This window comes from Staphylococcus sp. HMSC14D10 (assembly GCF_001808125.1).
Classification (GTDB): Bacteria; Bacillota; Bacilli; order Staphylococcales; family Staphylococcaceae; genus Staphylococcus; species Staphylococcus haemolyticus.
In genome coordinates, this window is the sequence record NZ_KV792237.1 from 53484 (window position 1) to 79165 (window position 25682).

The following is a 25682-nucleotide window of genomic DNA, read 5'->3' on the forward strand; positions in this document are numbered from 1 at the left end:
CTCAGAATGCAATATATTAGTTTTCTGAGCGATCTTTATATTTAACATATTCCTCTAAGGATTGACCAGATTGTTGTACTTTAGTCGCATTGTTTTTTCCTAGGTAACGCAAATGCCACGGTTCATATTGGTAGCCTGTGATCTGTTCTTTACCTTTTGGATAACGCACGATAAAACCATAACGATGCGCATGTCGCGCAATCCATTGTCCTTCCTTTGTTTCTCCAAATTGTTCACGTAAATTAGCATCTGATCCAATAGCACCCACATCATAACTTAACCCACTTTGGTGTTCAGAAGTGCCAGGACGTGCACTATAACGGTCTGCATTTTCTTCACCATCGCGCGCAACATATTGATTATATAAATTCACTTGTGTTTCGTAACTTCTAAATCCACTAATCTTATAAAGACTCACACCATCTCTTTCAGCATCAGTAAACATTTGTTGTAATGCACGTTGTGCTTTAGGCTCCTCACCAGGATTGTAATCAGATGGTAGTTTAGTTGTTTTATTAACGATTAAAATGCCGTCATAGTATGTTCTACCGTTTATGACTTCCTTCTTCTTTTGTTCATTGCCAGTAGTTTTAGTCGATGCATTACGATCATTCTTATTTTCTACGTCTCGTTCAAAGCTACATGCACATAAAATTAAGGTACTCAAAATTAAAATTGAAAGAAACTTCTTCACAATATAATTCCTTTCCAAAAATATTTTAATATCATATTATTCATTACAATGTAAGATTAGCATAAAAAAGCAAATGAATTAAGATGAAATATAACAATATTACATATAAATTAGATTTTGACAAATGTAATAATATTTTGTAAATTGTAATTAAAGTGAAATATTATTCTTTTTAGAGGTGATGTTTATTGCATGGTAGTTTGATTATTATTGAATCATCTTTAAGCGATTTAAATCCCTCGGAACGTAGAGTTGCAGAGTATATTCTTGAGCATCCAGATGAAATTATTAATTATTCCGTACAAAAACTAGCAGACCTAACAAACGTCAGTGTGGCAACGGTTGTTAGGTTATCAAAAAAGCTGAAATGTAAGGGCTTTCAAGACTTAAAGCTAAAAATCGCTTATGACTTAAACGAACCGGGGAATTATCAACGTGGTTATGCAGAAATAGATAAAGATTATTCAATTGAAGAAGTTACGCAATCTGTATTTCATAACAATACTAAGACTTTAAGAGATACAGAAAGAATTTTATCAACAGAAAACATTAAACATGCTTTTGAGTTAATTGTTAATTCGAGAAAAACTTGTATCTATGGTATTGGAGCTTCAGCTCTTATTGCACAAGATTTTAAGCAAAAACTAACACGTATTGATTATTGGTGTGATGTCGGAAATAGCTTTGATGAACAAGTTACTTTAAGTGCTAATCTTTCTTCAGAAGATGTAGTAATTGCTATATCAAGTTCAGGTCAAACTAAAGATATAGTTAATTCTACTCAGTTAGCCAAAGAGAAAGGTGCAAAAGTAATTTCTATAACGAAATATGGTAATAATCCTATATCTAATTTATCAGACGTACAGCTGTTTGTTAGTTCTTCCGAAAAAGCAAAAAGAAGTGGAGCAATGAGCTCAAGAATTGCAATGTTAAGTATCATTGATATTTTGTATATTTGCATTGCTAGTAATGATTATTTAAGCAACCGTCAGAAACTAGAAAATACAAGAAAAGCTATAAAAAATAATAAATTCAAATAGAGGAGTGTTTTAAATGAAAGTAATTATGGTTTGTTCAGGTGGAATGTCAAGCGCAATGGTTGTTGACTCAATAAAGAAACAAGCAGATAAGGAAAATTATGATCTTGAAATTAAAGCGGTTGGATCAGAGGAATTTGAGAATCAAATTGAAAATTACGATTTAGGGCTAGTTGCTCCACAAGTTAAGCATCGTTTAGATAAGTTTAAAAAGATGGGAGATGAAGTTGGGAAACCAGTTGATGTAGTTGATCCAATGGGTTATACACCAATAGGTGCGCCTAAAATTTTAAAACAAATTAAAGGATACGATAAATAATATAAATGTTTGGGAGATGGTTTTATGCAAAAGATATTACAATGGCTTGAAAAAGTATTAATGACACCAATGGCAAAGGCATCTGAGCAAAGACATTTAGTTGCCATTCGTGATGGTATTATTGCAACGTTACCATTGATTATTGTCGGATCATTCTTCACTTTATTTGCGTCACCACCAATACCCTATCTTGCAGATTTAGTACAACCACATGCTGAGAAGATAATGATCGCAAATAGAATGACATTAGGTTTAATGGCTTTATACGCAGCGTTTTGTATGGGGTATAATTTATCAAAATCATACAAAATGGATGGTCTTTCAGGTGGTTTACTTTCATTAGCAACCTTTCTAATGATGAATATTCCATTAAATTTAGATGATAAATTAGCTAAAAAAGATGCTGTTGGATATGTGTTGCCTATGGCAGATTTAGGAGGTTCTGGTTTATTTGTAGCTATCATTTCTATGATATTTGCAGTAGAAATAAGTCGATTAGTTATTAAATCAGGTTTTACTATTAAAATGCCGGAACAAGTTCCTAGTTCAGTTGCCAGATCTTTTGAATCCTTAATTCCAGCAACTTTAGTTATTATCATTTCATGGTTCATTCGTGTGATTTTAAATATAGATTTAAATAAGATTGTTAACATGCTATTTGAACCGCTTGGCAAATTTGCAGGTGATTCATTATTAGGTGCTTTAATACCAGTATTCTTTATTGTTCTTTTATGGGCTGCAGGTATACATGGTGTTGCTGTTATGGGAGCTGTTTTCCAACCGATTTGGTTCTCACTTTTAGATCAAAACATAGACGCAAAGGCAGCTGGAGAGCAACTTCCTAATATAGTTGTAGAACCGTTTTTCCAATGGTTTGTTTGGATTGGAGGAGCAGGTGCAACGTTAAGTTTGTGTATATTAATGGTTTTCTCTAAATCAGAGTATCTTAAAAAAGTAGGGAGATTCTCAATTATTCCTAGCATATTTAATATAAATGAACCTCTTATTTTTGGAACTCCATTAGTAATGAATCCTATTCTAGCTTTACCATTCATATTTATTCCTTTGGTTTTAACGACTATCACGTATTTTGTTTTTAAATTAGGATTAATTGCAAAAATTACAATTTTAGCACCTTGGACATTACCAGGACCTATCGGTGCATTGTTTGCCACTAACGGAGATTGGAAAGCACTGATATTAGTATTAATTAATTTACTTATTGCAATCGTGCTTTATTATCCTTTCTTTAAAAAATATGAGCGTGAAATGTTAGCTCAAGAACAAAGTCTTTATGAAGATTCTGCAGAAAAAGAATAGGATAGGTGACTTGTTATGGAAAATAAAAATGAAGCAGAGATATTTGAAATTATTGCACATGGAGGAAATGCGAAAAGTTTAGCTTATGAAGCATTAAATAGTGCTACTGAAGGAAATTTTGAGGAAGCAAAAAAATTTTTAGATGAATCAGAGCAAGAAATGGCAGAAGCTCATAAAACACAAACACGTTTAATTCAAGATGAAATTAATGGTGAAAAAGTAGATACTTCGCTATTAATGATTCATGCACAAGACCATCTTATGACAGCATTGAGTGAAAAAAGTTTAATTGAAAAGATGATTGAACTATATAAAAAGTTAGAAGAGAAGTGATATTCCATGAGACTTTTGTATATATTAAGTTTATTAATTCTATTAATTTTTTGCTTAAAGCTATCACAATTGATTATTAAGAAAGTAGTGATTAACAGATGGTTACTTTTAGTAATTATGCCATTTATCATTGGTATTCCAATTTTAATTTTCGATGAAATTAATAAATTCGGATGGATAATTATATATTTTTTGATTACATTCAATAGTATTTTATTTTTTGAAAAATCAAGACAATTACTTGAAAATAAAAAAATTAAAGGTGTTATCTATAAATCTGAGGAGGGCAAATAAATGCATCGATTAGGTATCTCAATTTATCCTACACAATCTGACTTAGAGATGATGAAAGATTATATTGATAATAGTGTGAGATATGGTTTTAAACGAATATTTACTAATTTGCTATCTGTGAAACAAGAAGAACGTGAAATTTTTGAAAAGTTTAAGGAAATTGTTAAATATGCCAATAAGAACGGTATGGAGGTCATAGCTGATATTAATCGAGAAGTGTTTAAAGACCTTCAAATAGATAATTTAGATTTAACATTTTTCGATCAATTGGGAGTTTCTGGAATTAGAATTGATTCAGGCTTTTCAGCACAAGAAGTAGCAAAAATGACTCATAATAAGCAAAATATGTATATTGAATTAAATATAAGTACGAGTGCAACATTTATTAATGATGTTCTAAATTATAAGCCTAACAAAGACAATTTGATTGGATGTCACAACTTTTATCCACAGCAATATACAGGTTTATCATTTAATCATTTTCAAGAAACATCAGAATCATATAAGCAACATCAATTGACGACTGCAGCATTCGTAACATCTCAACATGGCAATATAGGACCATGGAAAGTAATGGAAGGATTACCTACATTAGAAGACCACAGAGATTTACCCATTGAAGTCCAAGCAAAGCACTTATTAATGACTGGACTAATTGATGATATTATTATTAGTAACGCTTATGCTACCAATGAAGAGTTATATGCATTATCCAAGATTAATTTATCAATGCCTACACTTAATATTGAGTTGAACCCTGATATTTCAAATTTAGAAAAAAAGATTATTTTGGAAGAAGAGCACTTTAATCGTGGCGATGTCTCAGACTATGTTATTCGCTCAACAATGAGTAGAGTACATTTTAAAGATAGAGAATTTCCACCACATAATACTTCTAAAATTGAAAAGGGAGATATTTTAATTTGTAATGAAACTTATGGTCATTATAAGGGAGAAATGCAGATAGCACTTCAAAATATGGGAAATAGTGGTGTGAAAAATGTTATTGGTAAAATTACTGAAGATGAACATTTTTTATTAGATTTAATAGAACCTTGGCAATCTTTCGTGTTGAATGTGAAAGAATAGGATTGATTTAACAATGAATATTAATAAGAAATATTATATTGGTATTGATGGCGGAGGAACAAAAACGGCAGGTGTGATTGGTAACAACTATGGAGAAATAGTTGGATATACTATAGCTGAATCTACAAATATACAGGTTAAAGGGCTAGATTCTGCCAAAACGACATTAATGAATATGATATCGATATTAAGAACACAAGCGAAGATAGAGTTAAATGATATTAACACTATATATTTATCTTTAAGTGGTGCCGGGAGAGAATTAGAAAAAAACTTAATCATTAAATCATTGGAAGAGTACAAATTGCATAGGATAAAAGTTATTGTTGAAAATGACGCCATATGTGCTTTGGCATCGGGTACATATGGAGAATCCGGTATTGTACTTATAGCTGGTACTGGATCTATATCATATTGCTATAATAAGAAAACAAATGAATTAAATAGAGTTGGTGGATGGGGATATGTACTAGGTGATGAAGGTAGTGGATATGATATAGGTAGGCAAGCACTTGTTGCAATAATGAAAAGTTATGATGGAAGAGGTAAGTCTACTCAATTAACTGAAGCAATTAAGAAACATTTAAGTCTAAGACATGAAACAGATATAATTCCATACGTGTATCAAAATTTAGAGATGCGATCAAATATCGCTTCATTAGCAAAAGTAGTTTTTGAAGTTGCTCGAAATGGTGATGATGTTGCTATAGAAATTATTAATAACAGTATAGATTCATTGATTGAGTTAGTTAAGGGTGCGTTTCTTTCAATTGATAAAAAACAATATAAACCACCTATCGTATTATGTGGGGGTCTATTTTCTAATCTTGAGTTTAAAGATAACGTTATTATTAAGTTGAAGAAGACATATCCAAGTAATGAAATTATAATACCTAAATTCCCACCCGTAATTGGAGCTTATGTATTGTCTTTAATAGAAAATAATCAGAATAAATTTACTCGAACGATTCAACAAGCTGTTGAAAATAGTTGGAACGACATTAATAAATTATATTAAAAAAGAGTGCTCCAAAAATTATAATGGAGCACTTTTTTTGCAAGAAATACTTTCAAATAAGTATTTACAAAGTACACTTTTATAAATAAAATATAGTATAATTAATTGATTTTAAAAATGCAAATGATATGAGGAGACATAGATGAAGAAACTATTATTTATGTGTGGGGTGTTTTTACTTTTACTTGCAGCTTGTGGTTCTAATGATGGTTCCAAAGAAGATAGCGCTAAAACGAAATCTAACGCGGAACAAACAAAATCTAAGAAGTCTAAAAAAGACCAAAAGCTGGAAAAGGAAGTAGCAAAGCTTTCTGAAAAACAAAAATTAGCACTTGCCTTCTGTGTGGAGGATGTTGACCGATATACATTGACTAAGAATGAAATTCTAACTGGAATTTATGAATACAAACTTGCGACTGGAAATAAAAACTTTAAACTAGTTGATTTCAAACTTGTGAAGTACGATGATAGCATCAAAAATGCTCCAAAAGGTATGAATTTCTATAATGTATCACCTAATAAAGGGAACTTTGAAGCATTAATCGGAGTTAGTAATGATAAAATCTTTATCGGACGTATGCAATCTGGTTCATTAGATTACAAAGATTTATTAGGAAAAGGTAAAGAAGTAAAATTAATTGATGTCTATAAAGCGAATAAAGACAACAAAGCTTTACCAGAATTAACTGATAAGATAAATATTGTAGATAATTTATCTAAAAAAGATAAAGAAAATAACAATCCATTATCTGCAGAATACTTAGAGAAATCAGGAACAGTTAATACACATTTCCGTAACCAAGTGTATCAAATGATTTCAGATTTCGAAGGTATTGCAGTAGGTAAGACAAACTATTTATGGGACGATGTTAAAATGGTTGGTCATAGTGGGGATTGGATTGTGAATTATCGAAATAAAGATGGAGAAATTTTAGGTACATATAAAACTAAAAATAATAAAATTATTAAGTTAGATGCTAACGGTAAAGTTATAAAGCAAGAAAATTAATAAGCTCACACTAAAGTTCTTAGGTTAATTGAATTAGCTTGAGAACTTTTTATATAGGGTTTTATAATTATGGCAGTATGATACGATAAAGATAAGGGGAAGACGGCAATTAAAATCATACAAAGGAGTTTATGCTTATGAATCCAAAAGTAAGTTTTGGCGAAGCATTTAAGTTGTTTTGGAAAAATTATTTTAATTTCAAAGGTCGCTCAAGACGAAGTGAATACTGGTTTATGCAATTATGGCATTTAATATTTTATGGACCCGCTCTGATTCTTTATATTATGTCATTAATCATGATTATGCTCTCAGCAGGGTTTCAATCTGAAGCTTTATCCATTGTAAGCGTAGTTATGTTAGTTATCGCAATTATTTATATAGTTTTATACGCAATTATTACATTCATTCCTAATTTAGCAATGACAGTCAGACGTTTCCATGATACGAATCGTACGATGTTTATTCCTATTTTATCAGTTGTATTAGGTGTGATATCTTTTATTGTCCAATTGATTTGGAATATTAGTGACCCTAATGGTGAAAATGGTTGGGCATTGCTATTTATTCTCCTATTTGCTCTAGTACAATTTGCTATTTCAATTTATCAGTTAGTAATCACATGCTTAAATAGTAAATTTAATAAAAATAAATATGGAGAAAGTCCTAAATTCAAAGGACATTATGAATAATTCAATGTTCTAATTCAATATGCTTATCAACATAAATTAAGGTTCAACGTGCAGTTAATGATTAACCACGTTGAACCTTTTTAGTATATCTATTTACGTTTACCTACATGCCATTTCCAATATGTGAACATGCGTAGGAGATATTCTAATGGACCATATCGGAAGTGTCTTTGATGCAATGTTGCTAATAGCACTAAAACAATATAGATAAATACGAATAAAATGCTTGTGTAAATGAGTATATCTTTGCCAAATAATCCTAGACCGTAACTATAGAAGATGAGTGTACCAATGATACTTTGTGTAATGTAAACGGTAAGAGATATTTTGCCGGCATTTTCCAAACCTTTAAAAATTGGATGTTTCTCATAGTGTTGATATAAATATTTAAATAAACTCATGTAACCTAAAGATAAAACAGGTCCAAATATAGCTACAAGCGTTCCTGAAATTTTGTCGTTGCCTAACCAAAGTAGAGTTGATTTGGCAATAATAGATACTGGAATAAGGTATATAAATAGTTTCGACGACCAAAAGTGCCTTGCATCTTTCTCGAACCAACCACATCTAGAAAGAAAGATTCCTAAAGTGAATAATGGTATTTCAAAAAGTATAGCTATCAAGAAGATAGCACCTTTATTATCACCTAATTGATCTTCTAACTCCGCAAATTTAGGAGATGTCGCTATATCATCTACGTGATGGATATCGTTATAACTACCTTCTGTATAAATCTTTTGCACTTTATGAATATATGAAGCTGAATCATATTTGTCAGATGATGTAGACGCTTTTGAATCATCAAACATAGACCAAATACCCATCACGAGCATGAGAGAAATAATTACAATATTAAACCATTTGAAAGCTTTGGTACTTAGTGAAATAAAAGGTATTACACATAACATAGCTAAACTATAAGCCAATAATATATCGCCTTCCCATATGTAACTTGCATGGATAAAGCCTAATATAAGTAAGAAAATGGCACGACGTAATAATTTTAATCTAGGCCGTGGCAATCCTTTTAATTTCATAGACTGATAAAGTTTATCCATCGAAAAGCCAAACAGTATTGCAAAAATAGGTAAAAAACTTTCTTCAACAAGTATGATGATAAGGTTGAATATTCCTTGGTTTACAGGGTTTAAATGGAAATGTTCGATGTAGTCTTTGCCAGATAAACTAAATTGAAATATAAGTAGATTAGCAAGAAATATACCTAATAAGCTGAACCCTCTTAAACTATCAGCAATTGTAATTCGTTTCATAATGTCACCTCAATACTCACAGTAAACAATAATGATAAAATCTAGCATAATTTCGTCTTAAATCTACCTTAAATCATCAATTAAACTATAAAGAAGCGTGGTGACAAAATCACAATTTGATCTCATCATCCCACTTATATAGATAATGATTTACATTAAACAATGTTAATACAAATCTTTAACCTGATCCTTAGCTCTTTTGTAGATTTTGTTAGGGAAGTTAGTAATTCGCAACAATTCAATTGCATTTCTCGTATTCGCTTTACCTTTTTTAATCTTGTAATCAAAGTGGATTTCATCGTTTTCAATCGTTTCATTAAAGTGATAGTTTTGATAATTGTCCTTTAATAATTCTGAAAGTTCGATATCATGTGTCGCTGCTACAATTCTGTACTCTGGTTGATGATTCAAATATGATAATACAGATTCTGATGCTGCAATACGTTCAGTTGTATTCGTGCCTTTAAAGATTTCATCGATGAAACAGTACACTGGCATATGCGTCTCTATATCGAAAAGACGACGAATAGATTTCAACTCAGCCATGAAGTAACTATCGCCCGACAGAACATCATCGGCATTAGCCATTGACGTATAAACTAAGCCGGGACGATAGCTAAACGCATCCGCCGTCGCAGTTTCTATCGTTTGTGCAAGAATAAGGTTAATTGCTACAGCTTTCATAAATGTTGATTTTCCTGATGCATTCGACCCCGTTAGTAGAATATTGTGGTTAATGTCGAGGTCGTTTGGGACTGCATTTTCCAGTAAAGGATGAATCAAATTAGTGAATGTTAATGTTTGCTCATTTGAAAAGGCAGTCGGCTCACAATAAGTGTCTAATGTGCGTCGATACATGGCTAATGAATAGTGATTATCTAAGGTGCTTACATAGTCATAGCAGGCCATTACCTCGTCTTGATATCGATAATACGTATGCTGGATGATATGAAAAAGGAAATAATCTACCATGAATGCCATCTTGAGTAACATGATAAATGCGCCGCCGATATCTTGATCGCCCACTTTACCTAGTAGACCACTAAATAAACGTGCCCCTTTAAAGTGACTAAAGTTCGTATTAATTTCTGGTGTGCCTTTAATTTGGTCGAGATGATAACCTTCCTTAAGGACTTTCGCTGTATAGAATAATGACTTTAAATCTTGATCATAAGTACGTTTCAGGGTACCGGATAATACAATATTTAGTAGAATCGAAAATAAAGTTATAAGTACTCCAGTTGATGGAGAAATGAAACAAATAATGAGTCCAATAAATGGTAGAAATGGACAAATCATAAATAAATTATTTCGCTTTATTGCTTTAAGTTGATCAGGGAAGATAGGGTACACCACTTTACCAATAGAAGCGAGATGATAAGATACATTGACCCTAAATGTTTCATCATTATTAAATTGGTCTAATAGTTGTTTGTTATTAACCTTAAACATATTGCGTAATGTGGCAAACCAACGCATTTCCCCAATAGCCGTGAAGTTAAAGTTACTACGATGGAAGATTTCTTCCATATTTAAATCTGACCACGTTTTATCATCGATGAGGTTGTTATGTTGTTCACGTTTGAGTTTGAATTGATAATCGAAGTGGGAATTTGGGCGTATGAAGTTCTCAATAGGCTTCTTATTACGCCAAAGTGTATGTATGTGGTTGATCAATTTCCTCTTGTCTATTATTGTCACAACAACATTTACAATCAAGCCTAATATGATAATACCGATTACCAATAATGCATAGGTCTGATAAATATTCATAACTAAACTCCTTATAAAAATTAAATCATCTACACAATTATTTCATAATTTTATGCAATTAACAAAAGTAGATAAGATAAAAAATTTCAATTCATACATTAGAGGTTTATACACATCGAAATGATTAAATTTTTAATTGCTTCATATTGGTTTCTTAGTGTACATCAGTTATGCTTATAGAGAAATGTAAAAACACAATTGGGTTGGTAGTCCCAATGCAAATGTAATCATTTGTCAGTAACCTTCCTCCTCAGGTCGTCCCTCATTTCAAGTTATATATAGAGGAGGGACAATCATTGGAATTATCAATATTTCATGATGGTCAGTTTTTCATAGGATTGGTTGAATATAGGGAAGAAGATAGGGTTAAGTTGGTGAAATTTACCTTTGGAACTGAGCCAAATAGTGCTGAAATTTTTAATTTTATTTATGGTCATTTAGATGAATTGATAAATCAAACGAAAGTTTCCATTGAAAAAAAGAAACCAAAAAAAGTAAATCCTAAACGTTTACAAAGGCAAGTTGCTAAAGAACAGAAACAACCTAAAACTTCTACTTATGCTCAAAAAGCAATCAAAAAAGAGCAAGAAATGAAAAAAGTGCAAAGTAAAAAGAGTAAGAAATTAAAGAAAGAACAGACAAAAGCATGCAAACGACAGCTTAAAGTTCAAAAAAATAAGCAAAAGAAAAAGGGACATTGAGTCTCGCGAAAATAGGATCTCAAACATTTTATATGTATGAGGTTCTATTTTTATTTAATCATTCGCCTTATAACTTTGCCACATAGATTTCATGTCATTGCTCATGATATGCTTATTGATGACATAGGAGGATTTGACTGATATGAAAGATAAATATATATCATCTATAACTCATTATTCACATCGCCATCAACGACATTTTGTAGGTGAACGTTTATGATGACTTTTTTAGCCATTCTCGTTTTTGTTATTACTTTGATTTTTGTTATTTGGCAACCTAAAGGACTAGATATAGGAATTACTGCTGTTGTAGGCGCAGTTTTAGCACTTATTACAGGAGTTGTTGGTTGGTCTGACATCGTGGAAGTAACAGATATTGTTTGGAACGCAACTTTAACATTTGTCGCTGTCATCTTGATTTCACTTATTCTGGATGAAATTGGTTTCTTTGAATGGGCTGCATTACATATGGTTCGAGCATCTAAAGGGGACGGTTTCAGAATGTTTGTTTACATTATGCTCCTCGGTGCGATAGTGGCAGCATTTTTTGCGAATGATGGTGCTGTACTTATCTTAACGCCAATCGTTTTAGCGATGGTACGTCATCTTGGATTTAGTAAGAAAGTGATCTTTCCTTTCATTATCGCAAGTGGCTTTATCGCTGATGCAACGTCGTTACCTTTTACGGTGAGTAACTTAGTGAATATTGTTTCTGCGGATTACTTCTACATTGGATTTGTAGAATATTTGAGTCATATGCTAATACCAAATATATTCTCACTTCTAGCAAGTATCATTGTATTATGGATTTATTTTCGAACAACGATTCCAAAGACCATTGATATTCGAAAGGTTTAAAGTCCTGGTGCCGCGATTAAAGATCAGAAACTATTTCGCATATCTTGGCTTGTTTTAGTAATATTATTAATAGGTTATCTTGTCAGTGAGTTTATACACGTACCAGTGTCTCTGATTGCCGGAATTGTCGCTATTATCTTACTACTCTTGGCACGCCAATCAGATGTTGTTTCTACTGGAAAAGTAATCAAAGGTGCGCCATGGAATATCGTGATTTTTTCATTAGGTATGTATTTAGTCGTATTTGGACTTAAAAATGTTGGCATTACAACCATCTTAGGTCATATATTTGCATCTATATCTGCGCATGGTTTATTTACTAGCATTATGGGCGTAGGTTTTATCTCTGCAATTTTATCATCTATCATGAATAACTTACCGACCGTTTTAATTGATGCGATAGCAATACATCAATCACAAGTGACAGGTATCCTTAGAGAAGGTATGATTTATGCGAATGTAATAGGGTCTGACTTAGGTCCGAAGATTACACCTATAGGTTCATTAGCCACTTTATTATGGCTTCACGTTTTAGCTCAAAAAGATGTCAAAATATCATGGGGCGTTTACTTTAAAACAGGAATAGTCATTACGATTCCAGTACTCTTTTTCACGTTGCTAGGACTATTTCTTACATTACTCATTTTTTAAAAGGTGAAAATCATAATTCGCAATGAGAATAACAGTTAGGCATTCATACGTATCTTTTGAGAATAGACAAACATAGGGTTTGAATTTTTTGATACTATTGTAAAGTATATTCAAGAGAAGTTAGATTGCTCACCATCCCAAAATGTTAATGTATAAATCGACCATTCAAACAGTTAATTGCTAACTTTTATACACCGTGCAGTCTAACCTCCTTGTAATATAAGGCTTAGATATATACATAGTTGAATATACATATTTCGTCACTATTAATTGGAAGTATACTTTTTAAAGATAATTGATTAGTTTAGTGAGAATAACTTAAGTGAGGTAACGGATGTTTCGTCTATGATCCGTCTATCTCATTTTTTTACGTTTTAGAGTTGATTTGTAAGTACAATATGCTAATTACATTTAAACGAGTATATATGTTTGTGAAAATAGAGATTCATAGTATCTTGAACGTATAAATATTCTAATTCTATTGAGTTGAGAATGTGAAAGCATTAATTGTAAGTATTTATAGGTTTAGCACATCGCTGAAATGATAAAAATAACAAATGTAATTTAAATTGTAAATGTATATCATATGATAAATAGGGTATGATGTATATAATCATCTGATGATATACATTCTATTCTATTTAAGGTGTTGATGAGTTATGGAAGAAAAGAAGCATAAGAAATTTAAGTTTAAGACGCCTCATACATATGCTTTATTAATGTTTGTTATTTTTCTAGCTTGGTTATTAACTTACATTATTCCAGCTGGTGAATATGCGCGTGAAAAGAAAGGTGATCAAACACTTGTCGTTTCAGGAACATACCATACTGTGGAATCGGCAAATGTCAATTTCCTCGAAATATTCAGGTCAATTCCTGAAGGACTAATCAGTGGCGGAGAAATCGTATTCTATATATTCCTAGTAGGTGGTGCCTTTGGCATTATTCATAAGACGGGTGCTTTCGAAAATGGTGTAAACAAAGCAATGAGAATGTTAGGGAAGGCCAATTTCCTAATGATTCCATTGACGATGACGATATTCTCTATATTAGGATTTACAATTGGATTAGCAGAAGAAACAATTATCTTTGTTCCAATTGGCATTATAATCGCTCGAACATTAGGTTACGACGCCTTAACAGGTGCTGCAATGGTTATTTTAGGTGCTGCCAGTGGTTTCAGTGGAGGTATGTTAAATCCCTTTACAGTTGGTGTGGCACAAACCGTTGCTGAACTACCAATGTTCTCAGGCTGGGGTTTACGTACAATTATCTATTTATTTATCTTAACTGCAGCCATTTCTACAGTTATGTTATATGCACGTAAAGTGAAGAAAGATAAGTCAAAAAGTATTGTGTATGAGCTAGAAAAAGAAGAAGGTCATATTATTCAAGAAATCACTTATCAACACTTTAGTAAGAGACAAGCAGCTAGCTTACTTATTATAGTTGCTACAATTCTATTTAACGTATTTGGCATATTTGTATTCGATTGGACGTTTAATGAGATGAGCGCCAATTTCTTACTTGCTGGTATTGTTGCAGGTTTAGTAAGCGGACTTGGATTAAATGGTACATTTGACGCATTAATTGAAGGAATGCAGAACATTTTATTTGGCGCAATGATTGTTGGATTCGCTAAAGGAATCGTTGTTATTTTGGAAAATGGTAAAATCATCGATACGATTGTTCATGGCATGACAACATTGCTATCAGATATACCAGCTTCATTTGTTATTATTGCTATGTTTATATTACAGTTCTTACTTAATTTCTTTATACCATCTGGATCGGGTCAAGCATTAACAACAATGCCATTAATGGTACCAATATCAGATTTACTGCATATTAATCGTCAGTTAACGGTACTCGCTTTCCAATATGGTGATTCAATCAGTAACATTTTATTCCCAACTTCAGCAATCTTAATGGGAGCATTAGCTGTTGGACGAATTACTTATACTCAATGGATTAAATTTGTGTGGAAGTTGATACTATTATGGGTAATTATTTGTGCTGTGGCGATGTCGATTGCGCTTATAATTGGTTATTAAAAATTTCTCAAGAAGCACTTGGAAATTTGTTTAAAGGCTTGATAGGTAAGACTAACGCTTGTCTGAAGTTAGTAGGAATTACGTCTAACAAACGCTGTCATAACAATGTAAAGGAGGGTTTCTAAATAAATAGGAACCCGCCCTTTAAATGCTTGGATTTATCAATTATTTAAAAGATTATAAAAATCTATAAAACAACACATAACAAAGATGTGTCGATTTTGTTATAAAGATTTTGCTCAATTCAAAATAGTTTTAGTATATAATACTGTGTAACACCATTTGAAAGGAGCAACTTATGAACTTAAATAGTATTAATTTAGTTTCAGGTATTTTATGCTTATTATCATTTTTATTAGTAGTTTCTATCATGTTTACGAGCATGTTCTGGTTTCTTCCAGGATTGTTTGTGATGTTATTAGCTATTATTGCAAATGTCTTAGGCATCTTGAAAGGCAATAAAGCCATAAATATTACAATGTTAATTTTAAATATTGTATTTTTAGTTATTTTCTCAAGCCCTTTATTATTAGCTTAATATTTTGAGAAAATTATATATATCTTAAATTTCCAGAGGAAGTGGGATAGAAATTAATGTAATGATTAATTTCTGTGCTCGCTTCTTTTTTATTTATCCTTAATAAGGGTATATAGAAGGTATAGATAAAGATAGCTAAGGGGGATTTATAATGGATGTAAGATTTCCGATAGGAGAATTTGAAGCGCCAACAAATTCAACATTAATTGATGTGAAACAATGGATGAGTGAAATTGAAGCATATAGTGATCAGTTGAAGGAAACGGTTCGTCAATTGAGTGATGAGCAGTTAGAACGTCGTTATCGAGAAGGAAGTTGGACGGTTAGACAATTAGTACATCATATTGCAGATTCTCAGATTAATTTGTATGAAAGATTGAAAATGGCACTGACTGAAGATGACGTAACGGCGTTCATGTTTAATCAAGAATGTTGGGCAGAGTTGCCAGACTCTAAATTACCTATGCAAGTTTCAATTACTATTTTAGAGGGACTCAACCAACGCATTGTAGAGATGGGAAATCATGTTACTGAAGGTGAATTAAATCGTTCTATCAAGTTATCAGATGGTAGCAATGTACCGGTTTCAGAATTACTTGCGAAATTATCATGGCATGAGCGTCATCATTTAGAGCACATTAAGATTGCATTATCCGACCAAGGCGTATCAAAAGAGTAGTAAATACAGTTATAAAGTTGAGCGTCTACAACTTAAGAATGAACTTTGTCGAAAGCAAGTGTAATTCATCAAACTAATATGATAAAACTGCTATAATCTGTACCTACCAAGAGAAAGATAGGGGAGGAAGTTTCATGAAGGAACAAGTTTTAGTAACTGGAGGGACAGGTTTTTAAGGTTTACGTATTGTCGCGGAATTATTAAAGCAAGATTATGGTGTACGTGCAACAATTCGTTCGTTATCTAAGAAAGATACTATTTTAGAAACATTAAAGGCACAAAATATTGATACGCAAAATTTAGCATTTGTTGAAGCGGATTTATCTAAAGATGATAACTGGGAAGATGCTATGGAAGATTGCACCTATGTGATGAGTGTAGCATCGCCTGTAGTGATGGGTAGTGTCAGCGTAACTGATGAACAATCGATCAATAAACAAGCCGTTGAAGGTATTCAGCGTATCTTGAGAGCTGCCGAGAAAACGAATGTGAAGCGTGTAATAATGACTGCAAACTTTGGCGCAGTAGGATTTAGTAATAAAGATAAATCTAGTGTGACAGCAGAAGAACATTGGACTAATCCAAATGAAAAAGGACTTTCTGTTTATGAGAAGTCTAAATTAATTGCTGAGCGAGCAGCGTGGGACTTTGTGAATGCTACTGAAAATCACATTGAGTTTGTGACAATCAATCCTGTTGCTATACTTGGACCATCATTAAATCAACATATGTCATTAAGTTTTCAATTTGTAGAAAATATTGCTAGTGGCAAAATGAAACGTATCCCTAATATTCCAATGAATATCGTAGATGTCAGAGACGTTGCACAATTACATGTTTTGGCAATGAAGACGCCAGAAGCAAATGGTAAACGTTTTATCGCCACTGCAGATGGACAAATCTCTATGCCTGAAATCGCACAATTAATTAAAAAAGAACGCCCTGAATTAGCAAGTAAAGTTTCAACTAAGACCATTCCAGATTTCGCAATTAAGCTAGGCGCTAGATTTAATAGTGAAGCACAAGAAGGTAAGTTATTACTTGAAATGAATAGAAATGTTAGTAATCAGCAAGCACGAAATGTTTTAGGTTGGACGCCAAGTTACACTCAAGAAGAAGCCATTCTAGCATCTGTTGACTGTATGAGAGACTATCACATTTTAAAATAAACATAATTGAATAATACATTTAAGCAAACACCTTTATCTTCATTGTTGTAAATAGAAGATAAAGGTGTCTTTTTACTTACAAATTTGGAAAACGCTTACTTTTCTCTTGTTTCATCAAAAATACATATGCTAGGATAAGTCTGTGATAACGTTTTCATAATAAAAAGTAAGGTGAAACGATGGATAATACACAAATCAAACAATTTATTGAAGATGGTCATTTAACAGTGGGTATTGAGTTCGGTTCAACGCGTATTAAAGCAATTGCGATTGATGACCAATGTCAAACCCTCGCAACAGGTTCATTCGAATGGGAGAACAGTTACCGTAATGGTTATTGGACGTATTCGATGAACGATGCATGGGTAGGCATTCAAAAAGCATATGGCGCAATGACTCAAGAGTTAAAAGAGAAATACGATGCAACCGTGAAACAACTTGCTTCTTTAGGTATTAGTGGTATGATGCATGGCTATTTACCGTTTGATGACAATGACGATTTACTCGTTCCATTTAGAACGTGGCGTAATAACAATGCTAATAAAGCAGCTGAAATCTTACGAGAGGGCTTTCAAGTGAATATTCCTGAACGTTGGAGTATTGCACAACTTTATCAATCTGCATTAGATCAAGAAGCGCATGTTGAGAAAGTAAGCTATATGACGACACTTGCGGGATACATACACTGGTATCTAACCGATGAGAAAGTATTAGGTATTGGAGATGCGTCTGGTATGTTCCCAATTGATAGTGAGACACAAGACTATCGTGACGATATTATTGAACGCTTTAATAAGAAGTTTTCTGAAAAGGGTTACACACAAGATGTTAGAGATATCTTACCTAAAGTAGTTGTAGCAGGGGAGTATGCCGGACGTCTTACTGAAACGGGTGCGAAATTAGTTGATCCAAACGGTGAACTACAAGCCGGATGTCCATTATGTGCACCTGAAGCGGATGCAGCTACAGGTATGGTAGCTACAAATAGTGTTGCACCAAGAACTGGTAATATTTCAGCAGGTACAAGTATCTTCTCGATGATTGTCCTTGAAAAGCCAATCAAAGATGTTTATCCAGAGGTAGATATTGTTACAACACCAGATGGTTATGAAGTAGCAATGATTCATGCGAATAACTGTACATCAGATATAAACGCTTGGGTCGATTTGTTTGGAGAAGTATTTGAAACAATGGGAGTTAAATACGATAAAGGTGAATTGTTCACCAAATTATTTGAACGTGCCTTAAAAGGTGACGAAGATTTAGGTAAGTTATTGTCATATGGTTATATTTCTGGTGAATTTATCACAGATGTACAACATGGTTATCCAATGCTTGTACGATCAGTAGACAGTAACTTTAACTTAGCTAACTTAATGAAAACACATATTTACAGTGCTTTCAGTACGTTGAAGATTGGTATTGATTTATTAAAAGAAAGAGAAAATATTCATATTGATTCAATGTTTGGTCATGGTGGCATCTTTAAAACTGAAAAAGTTGCGCAATCATTCTTAGCAGCTGCCTTAGACAGTCCTATTCGTGTTATGCAAACTGCAAGTGAAGGTGGCGCTTGGGGTATCTCAGTATTGGCGAGATACATGATTGAAACAGAGACATCAAATTTAGCAACATATTTGAATGACTTTGCGTTTAAAGGAACAGAATCAATGACAATCGAATCAACTAAAGATGAAGTTGCAAGCTTTGAGCAATATACAGAACGCTTTAAACAAGGCATTCCACTTGAACGTCTTGCACATGAACAATTTAATTCAGAACAAAAATAATGAATAAAACAAAGGTAGAAAGTGGGATTAAAATGGCGAACGAGATAGACAAACGAGAACGTCAATTTCTAGGATTGCCTATGGTATTAATATGGGGATACATTGCCGTAGCGATCTTTATGACCGGAGACGGTATGGAGCAAGCATTTTTATCTAAATATATTATGAGTCTTGGCTTTGATAATTCTGAAGCCGGCAATGTCTTAACCGTTTACGGTTTAGTCGTAGCTATCGCTTCATGGTTATCAGGTGTGATGGCTGAGATTTTCAGTCCACGACGTGTGATGACATTCGCGTTTATTATTTGGATGATCTTCCATGTTGGATTTTTAGTCTTTGGTCTAGAACAACAAAACTATGCCATGATGATGATTATGTATGGTATTCGTGGTTTAGCATATCCAATGTTTATTTATAGCTTTGTCGTATGGATTACATATTCTTCACCAAGTTACAAACTAGCTTCAGCAATGGGTTGGTTCTGGGCAATGTATTCAATCGGTATTGGAGTACTAGGTTCATATTTACCAAGCTTTTCAATTCCAATCATTGGTGAAATGGGTACTTTATGGTCATCATTAATCTTCATCTTAATTGGTGGATTAATCGCGATGTTCTTAGTTAAAGATAAAAAAGGCGAAGATGTCGAAGCACAACGCATGACTAAGAAAGAAATGTTAAGAGAATTTGGCCGAGGTATCACAATTCTTAAGAATAAGAACGTTGCAGTTGCCTTTGTCGTAAGAATCATTAACCAACTGTCATTATTCGGATTGGTTGTATTCTTACCACACGTTTATACGGCAGATTTCGGCTTCACTACGTCAGAATGGTTACGTGTTTGGGGATTAATGTACATTATTACAATCTTCACTAATTTATTCTGGGGTATTATGGGAGATAAAATTGGTTGGGTACGCCAAGTACGCTGGTTTGGCTGTATTGGTATGGCCGTTTCTACGTTAGCGTTCTATTATTTCCCTGCATGGAGTGGACCTAATATATTCGTGACAACTTTAATTGCACTGATGTTCGGCTTCGCTGTTGCTGCATTCGTTCCAATGTCAGCCATCTTCCCAACGTTGGTACCTGAACATAAAGGGGCGGCTGTGTCCGTACATAACTTAGCAGCTGGTTTAAGTAATTTCCTAGGTTATGGACTTGCAAGTGTCATGCTTATATTCGCTTCAGCTGAAGTAACGATTTGGGCATATGCAGTGATATATGTATTAGGCTTTGTTCTTACATTCTTTATGAAAGTACAACAGGCTGGAAGACAAGTAAAAACAACAGTTAATACACAATCAAATTAAAAAGGATGATAAAAATGACAAACATTATTGATCAATTTAAAGTAAACGGTAAAGTAGCAATCGTAACAGGCGGTGCCATGGGACTAGGTAAAGCTATGGCAGAAGCATTAGCACAAGCAGGTGCAGATATTGTTATTGCAGACATTAAATTAGATTTAGCTCAAGAAACAGCAAAAGCAATTGCAGATAATGAAGGCGTTAAAACGACAGCATTAAAAGTAGATGTTACAAATCCAGAAGATGTTAGCAAAATGGTAGACGACGTCGTGAATGAGTACGGTAAAGTTGATATCTTAGTAAATAATGCTGGTATGACAATTAATGAAAAAGCAGAAGACGTATCTTACGAAAACTGGTTAAAAGTAATTAACTTAAACTTAAATGGTGTCTTCTTAGTAGCACAAGCAGTAGGACGTCAAATGATAAAACAAGGCTATGGTTCAATCATTAATACATCATCAATGTCAGGATTAATTGCCAATAAACCACAAGAACAAGCATCTTACAATGCATCTAAAGCAGGCGTTATCATGTTAACGAAAAGTTTAGCAATGGAATGGTCAAAATATGGCATCAAAGTAAACACAATTGCGCCAGGATACATGAAAACGGCACTAACTGAACCAATGTTTAATACTGGAGGCGAAATGATCGATTATTGGATGGGGGCGACACCAATGGGTCGTCCAGGTGAACCAGAAGAATTAGGTGGCATTGTTGTATACCTTGCATCTGACGCTTCATCATTCGCACAAGGTAGCGTATTTACAATTGATGGTGGTTATACTGCATTATAATTATATTTGGAAAAGTGCAAGATGAGTCTTTGTACTTTTTCATTATTAGTGAAAAGAATTTTTTGAGAGGTTTTAATAATTCGATGATATGCATCTCAGCTGAAGGTTGAAAATCCAATGCTTGAGATGCATTTTTTATATTCAAATCAAGAATTTCTTGAATGAAGTTATGCGTGCCGGTTAGGTTGGGTAAACTGTGAATAGACACTTACTGAACGGAGGAATAATGATGAAGCGCTCAATAGATCTCGAAAAGACATTAAAATCGTTAGATGGACAAAAATATGGAGCGTATAAACGAATGAAAGGTATATATGCCTTTGATCAATTTCACTTAGCAATCGATCATGTACAGGTGGATCCTTATGCGCCACCTTCAAAAATGCGTCTTATCATTCAACGTGATGTCGCCAAAATTCCAAGTGAATTATTAGATGAGAAAGACAAACGTATTGCAGTATCAGATTTCTTAACTAGAGCATTTGGCCATCAAACTTCGGCATTTAATCGTACTGTTAAAGGTTCAGTTAAAAACGGTAAAATTTTCATCGATCATTGTGGTCAAGAAATGTTAGAACGTACATCAGTCGTAATTAATGATAAAGAAATTGAAGTGCGCATTGAAGTTGGTATGCCAGCAACAGGACGTAAGATTCTTGGAAAAGTTGCGGCCCATACACTTATAAATGGCTTACCAAAGATAGTAAATCAAGCTATCATGTATCAAAATATTGATCAACAAGCACTTCAACATCAAGTAACATTAAAATTAGACCAAACGTATATTAGGAATCAACTTGAACAACAACACTTAGTCGCTTTTGTCGAAAATAACGCCATTTTACCACGAAAAAGCGGTGTATCCGATGAGCCAATGAAAGGTGCTATTCAATTTACGAGCCCGCAAGCTTTCGAAACAACATTCAACTTACCAAGTGGTCGGGCAGTCACAGGGATGTCTATTCCTGAAGGCATAACGTTGATTGTTGGCGGTGGTTATCACGGTAAATCGACCCTATTAGAAGCGCTTGAACGTAGTGTCTATGACCATATTCCAAATGATGGCCGTGAGTTTGTTATTACGCGTCATGACGCTATGAAGATACGAGCTGAAGATGGACGTGGAATTCAAAATGTTAACATCAGTCCATTTATAGATAACTTACCTGGCAAGAAAGATACAACGCACTTTTCGACTGACAATGCGAGTGGGAGCACGTCACAAGCAGCTAATGTCATGGAAGCATTAGAAACACAAACGTCAACGCTACTTATTGATGAAGATACATCGGCGACGAACTTTATGATTCGTGATGGACGTATGCAGAAGTTAATTGCGCCTGATAAAGAACCAATAACACCATTTTCTAATAAAGTGAGACCACTTTTTGAAGCGCATCAAGTTTCAACTATTCTAATTGTTGGTGGGTCTGGTGATTATTTTGACGTGGCCGATCAAGTCTTGATGATGGATGAGTATCATTTGAAAGATGTAACTACTGAGGCGAAAGAGATTGCTCAATCAGATGGATACCAACGTGACCTACAGGCAAATACGCAATTTGGTGCGATTCCATCTCGTGTCCCTTTAGATGCTTCATTCTCTAAAAAAGGGAAAGATGATCGAATGAAAGCCAAAGGGCTACACACAGTGATGTACGGCAAAGATGCAATAGATATATCTGGTTTAGAACAATTAGTGGATGACAGTCAAACCAATGCGTTGACCGTTATGATGAATTACTTTAGACATCACCTTATAGATAATCATAAGAGTCTTATTGATGCAACGAATCAAATGTACGACTTAATTGACGAAGAAGGCATCGAAGCGATATCTAACTTTGATGGACATCCTGGTAATTTAGCGCTTCCTCGTAAGCAAGAATTTATCGGAACATTGAACCGTTATCGTGGTTTAAAAGTAAAATAAAATAACAAAAGCACATTGCACTTGATAGTTAATCAAGCTTTGCAATGTGCTTTTAATTCGTTAAGAAAAAGTCTACAGTAAGATCATCATCATAATATCTTTCGTCATATTCTTCCATTGATGTATTAGGCAGTATGTTTAGGCTTTTGACATAATCAATACCATAATCTTCGACGTAGCCACGTTGGCCATGTTTAACATAAGGCGTTACTTTAGACTTAAACTTTACAACTTGTTGTAAAAAGGGTTCTTGGTTATGAAAGTATCTCTTTGATGCATAAACCCAAACGTGATCGAAATACTGACCGCCAATATTAACATCTAATAATAAAATTTTTGAGAAAATAGGCTTGTTTGGAATTTTTACTTTAGGTGTTATAGTAATATGTTCAATTCGACCTATTACGGTTACAGTTTTATTTTTCAAAGATTTCAAGCTATCGCGAGGCATACCATCACCTTCTTTTGCAAAAAATTGTAAAATTGATAACTATTAATTAAAAAAATAATATTTAATATAATTTTACAACAAAATGCATAAAAAGTGGTGGGATATACATTTTGAAAATACTTTATTTTAGAAGTGTATATTTATGAAATTTACTGTATATGATGGTGGATGCCTTCAGTTGCACGAATACCACTAAAGATACAAACCCCTAGGAAAGTACCTTCTAATGAACGATATCCGTGAACACCGCCACCACCAAAACTAGATGCTTCCCCAGCAGCGTATAGTCCTTGAATCGGTTGCATGCTTGGATTAAGTGCTTGGTCATCGAGATTCGTTTGAATACCGCTGAGCGTTTTACGACTAATGATATTTAATTTTATGGCAATTAAACGTCCGTTTTTTCCACTTAATATTTTATGAGGTTTAGCAGTACGAACGAGTTTATCACCTAAGAATTGATATGCATTATTGATAAATGCGACTTGTGGATTTTTAGTGAATGGATTATCAATTTGTAAGTCGCGAGCTTTAATTTCATGTTTGATTGTTTCATAGTCAAGTAAGTCATTATCTGCTAAGTCATTCATCTTTCGAACTAGCGTACCTAAATCATCGGCAAGTATGAAGTAAGGTCCCTTATCCATAAAGACTTCTACTGGAGACGTTGCTTTACTACCTAAACGCTCTTGAAGTAATAATTTGATATCTTTATCAGTTAAATCTGGATTCTGCTCAGAGCCAGAAAGTACAAATTCTTTCTTTATAATATCTTCCGTTAATATAAACCATGAATAATCGTAACCTGTCTTCATGATTGTTTCTAGCGTATGCAAAGTATCAAATCCAGGGTAATCTGGTGCAGCCATACGTTTACCGGTCGCATCGAACCACATTGATGATGACCCAGGAATGATACGAATACCATGATTAGACCAAATGGGACTATGGTTTTGAATGCCTTCAGTATAGTGGCACATGCGATCTTTATTCACGATGTTGGCACCGGCATCTTCTGTAACTTGAATTAAACGACCGTCAGTTGAAACAGGTACGCCTTGTATCATTGTCTGTGGAGGATTACCTAAACGTTTAGGCCAATATTTTCGAATAAGTGGCATGTTGGCACCAATGCCGCCTGATGTAATTAACAACTCATCGACATCATTTTGGAACGTATCTATTACGGTACGAGATGATTTCTCTCCGCGTTCAACGTCACTTGGCTCTAAAATGTTGCCAGAAATGTGAGTGATTTGATTATGTTCAATGCCAATGTCAGTCACTTGGCGACGTGGCAAAAATTTAAATTGACCTTCTTGTTCTTTTTCAAGTACGAAACGACTAAAGGGTTCCACTAATCCTGGACCTGTACTCCAAGTAATATGGACACGTGGTACAGAGTTGCCATGACCAGAAGCTGATGCGCCACCACGTTCAGCCCAAACTAAGATAGGTGTTAAGCGAACGCCCATCTCTTTTAGATAGTTTTTCTTTTCAAAAGTGGCAAATCGCACGTACGCTTCAGCCTATTGTTTCGCCCAATAGTCCTCATCATCTGGACGGTCAAATTGTGCCGATCCTAACCAATCATTCAGTGCAAGTTCGTATGAATCCTTATCGCCCAGGCGTTGTTAAATCTTTGAGTTAACTAGAAATAGCCCACCGAATGAATGACCAGTTAGCTTGAACACCAATCGCTTGACGAGGTTCTTGATCTAACATCGTTACATGATAGCCTTTCTTTAATAGTTCTGTCGCTGCAACTAAACCACTTAAACTAGATCCAATGACAAATATCTTTTTATTCATAAAAAACTCCTTACATTAATTGTTATATGTAGTCTACATATTTTATCAAGTAAAGTAGGTACAGGAAAGTGAAACTAGTAATGATAGAAA

Annotated in this window: 22 protein-coding genes and 2 pseudogenes; 19 read left to right on the plus strand and 5 right to left on the minus strand. The window is 33.8% G+C overall.

Annotation, left to right across the window (positions count from 1 at the left end):
• Positions 1-16 precede the first annotated feature (16 nt).
• Positions 17-694, minus strand: a complete 678-nt coding sequence (locus HMPREF3134_RS02115) for a M15 family metallopeptidase (RefSeq protein WP_037550859.1) — start codon at positions 692-694, stop codon at positions 17-19.
• A 188-nt stretch (positions 695-882) separates the two neighbouring features.
• On the opposite strand from HMPREF3134_RS02115, the gene HMPREF3134_RS02120 reads away from it, so the two are divergent.
• The 9 genes from HMPREF3134_RS02120 to HMPREF3134_RS02160 all read left to right on the plus strand — a co-directional run bounded on the left by HMPREF3134_RS02120 (position 883) and on the right by HMPREF3134_RS02160 (position 7802).
• Positions 883-1734 carry a MurR/RpiR family transcriptional regulator gene (locus tag HMPREF3134_RS02120; RefSeq protein ID WP_070440408.1) on the plus strand — a complete coding sequence of 284 codons (852 nt, stop codon included), beginning with the start codon at positions 883-885 and terminating at the stop codon, positions 1732-1734.
• A 13-nt stretch (positions 1735-1747) separates the two neighbouring features.
• A complete protein-coding gene (locus tag HMPREF3134_RS02125) occupies positions 1748-2050 on the plus strand; it encodes a PTS sugar transporter subunit IIB (RefSeq protein WP_011274517.1) in 303 nt (100 codons plus the stop codon).
• A gap of 24 nt (positions 2051-2074) precedes the next feature.
• Positions 2075-3370 carry a PTS sugar transporter subunit IIC gene (locus HMPREF3134_RS02130; RefSeq protein ID WP_070440410.1) on the plus strand — a complete coding sequence of 432 codons (1296 nt, stop codon included), beginning with the start codon at positions 2075-2077 and terminating at the stop codon, positions 3368-3370.
• 15 nt (positions 3371-3385) lie between these two features.
• Entirely contained in the window at positions 3386-3703 is a 318-nt protein-coding gene (locus HMPREF3134_RS02135) for a PTS lactose/cellobiose transporter subunit IIA (RefSeq protein ID WP_053016156.1), read from the plus strand.
• Between the two features lie 117 nt (positions 3704-3820).
• The gene (locus tag HMPREF3134_RS12355; protein ID WP_240558295.1) at positions 3821-3997 is read left to right on the plus strand and encodes a hypothetical protein; all 177 of its coding nucleotides are present in this window, start codon (positions 3821-3823) and stop codon (positions 3995-3997) included.
• The gene (locus HMPREF3134_RS02145) at positions 3998-5086 is read left to right on the plus strand and encodes a DUF871 domain-containing protein (protein ID WP_070440412.1); all 1089 of its coding nucleotides are present in this window, start codon (positions 3998-4000) and stop codon (positions 5084-5086) included.
• Positions 5087-5099: 13 nt separating this feature from the next.
• A complete protein-coding gene (locus HMPREF3134_RS02150) occupies positions 5100-6104 on the plus strand; it encodes an N-acetylglucosamine kinase (RefSeq protein ID WP_053024369.1) in 1005 nt (334 codons plus the stop codon).
• Positions 6105-6246: 142 nt separating this feature from the next.
• Entirely contained in the window at positions 6247-7113 is an 867-nt protein-coding gene (locus tag HMPREF3134_RS02155) for a hypothetical protein (protein ID WP_049394779.1), read from the plus strand.
• Positions 7114-7250: 137 nt separating this feature from the next.
• The gene (locus tag HMPREF3134_RS02160; protein ID WP_053024371.1) at positions 7251-7802 is read left to right on the plus strand and encodes a DUF805 domain-containing protein; all 552 of its coding nucleotides are present in this window, start codon (positions 7251-7253) and stop codon (positions 7800-7802) included.
• An 89-nt stretch (positions 7803-7891) separates the two neighbouring features.
• On the opposite strand, the gene HMPREF3134_RS02165 is transcribed toward HMPREF3134_RS02160, so the two are convergent.
• Both HMPREF3134_RS02165 and HMPREF3134_RS02170 read right to left on the minus strand, forming a co-directional pair.
• The gene (locus HMPREF3134_RS02165; RefSeq protein WP_053024372.1) at positions 7892-9073 is read right to left on the minus strand and encodes a DUF418 domain-containing protein; all 1182 of its coding nucleotides are present in this window, start codon (positions 9071-9073) and stop codon (positions 7892-7894) included.
• 165 nt (positions 9074-9238) lie between these two features.
• Positions 9239-10846 carry a MutS-related protein gene (locus HMPREF3134_RS02170; protein ID WP_070440414.1) on the minus strand — a complete coding sequence of 536 codons (1608 nt, stop codon included), beginning with the start codon at positions 10844-10846 and terminating at the stop codon, positions 9239-9241.
• Between the two features lie 296 nt (positions 10847-11142).
• Here HMPREF3134_RS02170 and HMPREF3134_RS02175 point away from each other — a divergent pair, with 296 nt between their 5' ends.
• The 10 genes and pseudogenes from HMPREF3134_RS02175 to HMPREF3134_RS02220 all read left to right on the plus strand — a co-directional run bounded on the left by HMPREF3134_RS02175 (position 11143) and on the right by HMPREF3134_RS02220 (position 23329).
• Positions 11143-11547 (plus strand): YjdF family protein, encoded by a 405-nt coding sequence (locus HMPREF3134_RS02175; RefSeq protein ID WP_053024374.1) that lies wholly within the window; start codon positions 11143-11145, stop codon positions 11545-11547.
• Between the two features lie 219 nt (positions 11548-11766).
• Positions 11767-13056, plus strand: a pseudogene (arsB, locus tag HMPREF3134_RS02180) (arsenite efflux transporter membrane subunit ArsB).
• Positions 13057-13715: 659 nt separating this feature from the next.
• The gene (locus tag HMPREF3134_RS02185) at positions 13716-15110 is read left to right on the plus strand and encodes a YfcC family protein (protein ID WP_016930542.1); all 1395 of its coding nucleotides are present in this window, start codon (positions 13716-13718) and stop codon (positions 15108-15110) included.
• A gap of 298 nt (positions 15111-15408) precedes the next feature.
• The gene (locus HMPREF3134_RS02190; protein WP_011274531.1) at positions 15409-15648 is read left to right on the plus strand and encodes a hypothetical protein; all 240 of its coding nucleotides are present in this window, start codon (positions 15409-15411) and stop codon (positions 15646-15648) included.
• Between the two features lie 151 nt (positions 15649-15799).
• On the plus strand, positions 15800-16327 hold the full coding sequence (locus HMPREF3134_RS02195) for a YfiT family bacillithiol transferase (protein ID WP_070440416.1): 528 nt from the start codon (positions 15800-15802) through the stop codon (positions 16325-16327).
• Positions 16328-16512: 185 nt separating this feature from the next.
• Positions 16513-17496 carry an NAD-dependent epimerase/dehydratase family protein gene (locus HMPREF3134_RS02200; protein ID WP_141738614.1) on the plus strand — a complete coding sequence of 328 codons (984 nt, stop codon included), beginning with the start codon at positions 16513-16515 and terminating at the stop codon, positions 17494-17496.
• Between the two features lie 179 nt (positions 17497-17675).
• Positions 17676-19286, plus strand: a complete 1611-nt coding sequence (locus tag HMPREF3134_RS02205; protein WP_070440418.1) for a xylulokinase — start codon at positions 17676-17678, stop codon at positions 19284-19286.
• 32 nt (positions 19287-19318) lie between these two features.
• Positions 19319-20599: an MFS transporter gene (locus HMPREF3134_RS02210; protein ID WP_070440420.1), complete on the plus strand. Its 1281-nt coding sequence runs from the start codon at positions 19319-19321 to the stop codon at positions 20597-20599.
• Positions 20600-20613: 14 nt separating this feature from the next.
• Positions 20614-21396, plus strand: coding sequence for a glucose 1-dehydrogenase (locus HMPREF3134_RS02215; RefSeq protein WP_037537472.1), 783 nt, complete (start codon positions 20614-20616; stop codon positions 21394-21396).
• Between the two features lie 229 nt (positions 21397-21625).
• Positions 21626-23329, plus strand: a complete 1704-nt coding sequence (locus HMPREF3134_RS02220) for an ABC-ATPase domain-containing protein (protein ID WP_070440421.1) — start codon at positions 21626-21628, stop codon at positions 23327-23329.
• Between the two features lie 52 nt (positions 23330-23381).
• Here HMPREF3134_RS02220 and HMPREF3134_RS02225 read toward each other — a convergent pair whose 3' ends face one another.
• Complete coding sequence (locus tag HMPREF3134_RS02225; RefSeq protein WP_053036177.1) at positions 23382-23780, minus strand: hypothetical protein; 399 nt, start codon at positions 23778-23780, stop codon at positions 23382-23384.
• Between the two features lie 149 nt (positions 23781-23929).
• Positions 23930-25592, minus strand: a pseudogene (locus HMPREF3134_RS02230) (FAD-binding dehydrogenase).
• Positions 25593-25682: the final 90 nt, after the last annotated feature.

What these genes read in the sequence shown, in the direction of transcription:
- HMPREF3134_RS02220 (WP_070440421.1), top strand. Translation starts at nt 21,626, where the DNA reads ATGAAGCGCTCAATAGATCTCGAAAAGACATTAAAATCGTTAGATGGA.
- HMPREF3134_RS02190 (WP_011274531.1), top strand. Translation starts at nt 15,409, where the DNA reads ATGAACTTAAATAGTATTAATTTAGTTTCAGGTATTTTATGCTTATTA.
- HMPREF3134_RS02165 (WP_053024372.1), bottom strand. Translation starts at nt 9,073, where the DNA reads ATGAAACGAATTACAATTGCTGATAGTTTAAGAGGGTTCAGCTTATTA.
- HMPREF3134_RS02125 (WP_011274517.1), top strand. Translation starts at nt 1,748, where the DNA reads ATGAAAGTAATTATGGTTTGTTCAGGTGGAATGTCAAGCGCAATGGTT.
- HMPREF3134_RS02205 (WP_070440418.1), top strand. Translation starts at nt 17,676, where the DNA reads ATGGATAATACACAAATCAAACAATTTATTGAAGATGGTCATTTAACA.
- HMPREF3134_RS02185 (WP_016930542.1), top strand. Translation starts at nt 13,716, where the DNA reads ATGGAAGAAAAGAAGCATAAGAAATTTAAGTTTAAGACGCCTCATACA.
- HMPREF3134_RS02135 (WP_053016156.1), top strand. Translation starts at nt 3,386, where the DNA reads ATGGAAAATAAAAATGAAGCAGAGATATTTGAAATTATTGCACATGGA.
- HMPREF3134_RS02170 (WP_070440414.1), bottom strand. Translation starts at nt 10,846, where the DNA reads ATGAATATTTATCAGACCTATGCATTATTGGTAATCGGTATTATCATA.
- HMPREF3134_RS02150 (WP_053024369.1), top strand. Translation starts at nt 5,100, where the DNA reads ATGAATATTAATAAGAAATATTATATTGGTATTGATGGCGGAGGAACA.
- HMPREF3134_RS02210 (WP_070440420.1), top strand. Translation starts at nt 19,319, where the DNA reads ATGGCGAACGAGATAGACAAACGAGAACGTCAATTTCTAGGATTGCCT.
- HMPREF3134_RS02195 (WP_070440416.1), top strand. Translation starts at nt 15,800, where the DNA reads ATGGATGTAAGATTTCCGATAGGAGAATTTGAAGCGCCAACAAATTCA.
- HMPREF3134_RS02130 (WP_070440410.1), top strand. Translation starts at nt 2,075, where the DNA reads ATGCAAAAGATATTACAATGGCTTGAAAAAGTATTAATGACACCAATG.
- HMPREF3134_RS02225 (WP_053036177.1), bottom strand. Translation starts at nt 23,780, where the DNA reads ATGCCTCGCGATAGCTTGAAATCTTTGAAAAATAAAACTGTAACCGTA.
- HMPREF3134_RS12355 (WP_240558295.1), top strand. Translation starts at nt 3,821, where the DNA reads ATGCCATTTATCATTGGTATTCCAATTTTAATTTTCGATGAAATTAAT.
- HMPREF3134_RS02160 (WP_053024371.1), top strand. Translation starts at nt 7,251, where the DNA reads ATGAATCCAAAAGTAAGTTTTGGCGAAGCATTTAAGTTGTTTTGGAAA.
- HMPREF3134_RS02155 (WP_049394779.1), top strand. Translation starts at nt 6,247, where the DNA reads ATGAAGAAACTATTATTTATGTGTGGGGTGTTTTTACTTTTACTTGCA.
- HMPREF3134_RS02145 (WP_070440412.1), top strand. Translation starts at nt 3,998, where the DNA reads ATGCATCGATTAGGTATCTCAATTTATCCTACACAATCTGACTTAGAG.
- HMPREF3134_RS02215 (WP_037537472.1), top strand. Translation starts at nt 20,614, where the DNA reads ATGACAAACATTATTGATCAATTTAAAGTAAACGGTAAAGTAGCAATC.